The organism is Amaricoccus sp. (assembly GCF_036846665.1).
In the GTDB taxonomy this organism is placed as follows: Bacteria; Pseudomonadota; Alphaproteobacteria; order Rhodobacterales; family Rhodobacteraceae; genus Amaricoccus.
Genome location: NZ_DAIUBO010000342.1, coordinates 1 through 3081 on the forward strand (window position 1 = coordinate 1; position 3081 = coordinate 3081).

Here is a 3081-nt window from a genome sequence, read left to right on the forward strand (position 1 = left end):
TCGGGCCGCGCCGGCCCTGCGGGGGGCCGGCGCGCAAGCGCGCCGTCCAGGGCCGGCGCGGCCCGATCCCCGACCGCCGGTGAAGCTGCACTCCCCTCGCCCTGGGGCTTGCGCCTTCGGGCGACCGGACCGGGCAAGGCGCCACCGGCGCCTCGCCTTCTCGGTCCGGGGACATGCGGCGCGGGCCGCGCCGGGCGCGGCCTTCTTCCTGTCCTCAGGCTTGGTTCAGGGACAAGAGTGCGGGTCGGGCGGAGGGGCCTTGGGATCAAGCGCCCGCGTCGTGGTCCCGGTCGAGATGGCCGAGGTCGCGGTCCGGGGCGATGCGGTCGCGCAGGCGGGTCTTGAGGGTCCGGGCATCGGGAAAGCCGCCGTCGCGCCGGCGCTCCCAGAGCAACGCGCCGTCCACGCGGATCTCGAAGATGCCGCCGGTGCCGGGGATCAGCGTCACCGAGCCGAGCTCGGTGCCGAAGGTGGAGAGCAGTTCCTGCGCCATCCAGGCGGCGCGCAGGAGCCAGTTGCACTGGGTGCAATAGGCGATGGTGACCTCGGCGCGCTCAGCCATTGCCGTAGCCGCCGCCGCCCGGGGTCTCCAGCCACCAGACGTCGCCCGCCCCGACGCTGCGGCTGTCGGCCGAAGCGAGCGTCTCCAGGCGCCCGTCCGCGCGCGCGATCCGGGTGCGGCCGCAGGCCCCGGGCCGCCCGCCCGCCAGCCCCGGCGGCGGCACGATGCGATGGCCCGAGAGGATCGCCACGGTCATCTCCTCGAGGAAGCGGATGCGCCGCGTGACCCCGTTCCCGCCGGGGTAGGCCCCCTGCCCGCCCGAGCCTTGGCGGATCGAGAATTCGTCGAGCACCACCGGGAAGCGCCATTCGAGCACCTCCGGGTCGGTCAGCCGCGAATTGGTCATGTGCGAATGCACGCCCGAAGTGCCGGGATGCCCCGATCCGTCCGAGAGCCGCCCGGCGCCGGTGCCGCCGCAGATCGTCTCGTAGTACTGCAGCTTCGCATTGCCCCAGGTGGTGTTGTTCATGGTCGATTGCGCCGCCGCCTGCACGCCCAGGGCGAGGAAGAGCGCGGAGGTGACCGCCTGGCTGGTCTCGACATTGCCCGCTATCACCGCCGCGGGATATTCCGGCGAGAGCATGGTGCCGCGCGGCAGGATCACCTCGAGCGGCTTCATCACGCCTTCGTTCATCGGGATGTCGTCGTCGACGAGGCAGCGGAAGACATAGAGCACCGCCGCGCGGGTCACCGGCTCGGGCGCGTTGTAGTTGGTGGCGAGCTGCGCCGTGGTGCCGGTGAAGTCGATGCGCGCCGCGCGGGCCGCGCGGTCCACGGTGATCCGCACTCGGATCTCGCGCGGATTGCCGTCGAAATCGGGATCCATCGGATAGAGGTATTCGGCATCCGTGAGCGCCTCGATGGCGCGGCGCACGCATTCCTCGGCATTGTCCTGCACGTGGCCCATGTAGGCCCGGACCACGTCGAGCCCGAACTGGGCGACCATGCGACGCAGCTCCTGCGCGCCCTTCTCGCAGGCGGCGACCTGGGCCTTCAGGTCGGCGATGTTGATGTCGGGCGAGCGTGCCGGATATTGCGCGGAGCGGAGCAGTGCCCGGGTCTCGGCCTCGCGGAAGCGGCCGGCCTCGACCAGCGTCCAGTTGTCGATATAGGCGCCCTCGTCGTGGATGGTGCGGCTGTCGGGCGGCATCGAGCCCGGGGTGAGCCCGCCCACGTCGGTATGGTGGCCGCGCGCGGCGGTGAAGAAGAGCACCGTCTCGCCGGCATCGTCCCAGACCGGCGCGACCACGGTGATGTCGGGCAGATGCGTGCCGCCGTTGTAGGGTGCGTTGAGCGCGAAGACGTCGCCCGGGGCCATGCCGGGGTTCTGCGCCACGATCGCCTTCACGCTCGCCCCCATGGAGCCCAGATGCACCGGCATGTGCGGCGCATTGGCGATGAGATCGCCGGCGGCGTCGAAGACGGCGCAGGAGAAGTCCAGCCGCTCCTTGATGGTCACGCTGGCGGCGGTGTTCTCCAGCACCGCGCCCATCTGCTCGGCGATCGACATGTAGAGGTTGTTGAAGACCTCGAGCATCACCGGGTCGGCGTCGGCGCCGATGACGTCGCGCCGGGGCCGCGCCGCGATCCGGCGCAGGAGCACATGGTCGTGGCCGGTCACCCGCGCCTGCCAGCCGGGCTCGATCAGGATCGAGGTATGCGGCTCGACCAGCACCGCCGGCCCGGTGAGCCGGTCGCCCGGTCGCAGCGCCGCGCGGCGCACGAAGTCTGCCTCGATCCAGGCCCCGCCGAGGAAGACCGGCCTGCGCGCCGCCCTCTCGACCGCCGCCTCGGGCCGTTCGGTCTCGGGCGCCTCGGTCTCGGCGATGTCGGCGGCGAGGCCCACCGCCTCGACCTGCACCGATTCGATCACCAGCACCGCGCCCTCGCCGGGGTCGAAGCCGAAGCGCGCGCGATGGGCGCGGCGGAAGGCGTCGCGCATGGCGTCGAGATCGCCGAAGGCGATCGGCAGCGCCGTGTCGGTGCCGCGGAGCTTCAGGTGCAGCGTCCGGACCAGCCGGATCCGCGGCTCGGCAACGCCCTGCGCCTCGACCTCTCCGGTCGTCTCGGCGCCGAGCGCATCGAGCCGCGCCGCCGCCGCGAGCCGGCTCGCATCGTCGAGATCGGCCTCCACCGCCTGGGTCCGGGTGGCGCGGATGTCGGCGAGCCCCATGCCATAGGCCGAGAGCAGCGAGGCCATGGGGTGGATCAGGCAGGTCTCCATGCCGAGCGTGTCGGCGATGGCGCAGGCGTGCTGCGCCCCCGCGCCCCCGAAGACCGTCAGGCAATAGCCCTGCACGTTGTGGCCGCGCTGCACGCTGATCGTCTTGATCGCATTGGCCATGTTCTCGACCGCGATGCGCAGGAAGCCCTCCGCCACCTCCTCCGCCGGCCGGCCGATCTCGCCGGCGAGGCGCGTGAAGCCCGCCGCGGTGGCCTCGGCGTCGAGCGGCCGGTCGCCGCCGGGGCCGAAGATCGCGGGGAAGAATTCCGGCCGGAGCCGTCCGGTCAGCACATTG

General features: G+C 72.4%; 2 protein-coding genes. Both read right to left on the bottom strand.

What is annotated here, in order from left to right:
• Positions 1-265 precede the first annotated feature (265 nt).
• Positions 266-562, bottom strand: a complete 297-nt coding sequence (locus tag V7050_RS19920; protein WP_324369117.1) for a SelT/SelW/SelH family protein — start codon at positions 560-562, stop codon at positions 266-268.
• Positions 555-3081: hydantoinase B/oxoprolinase family protein (locus V7050_RS19925; protein WP_324411125.1), on the bottom strand; the 2527-nt coding region annotated here is incomplete at its 5' end. The genes V7050_RS19920 and V7050_RS19925, both read right to left, overlap by 8 nt.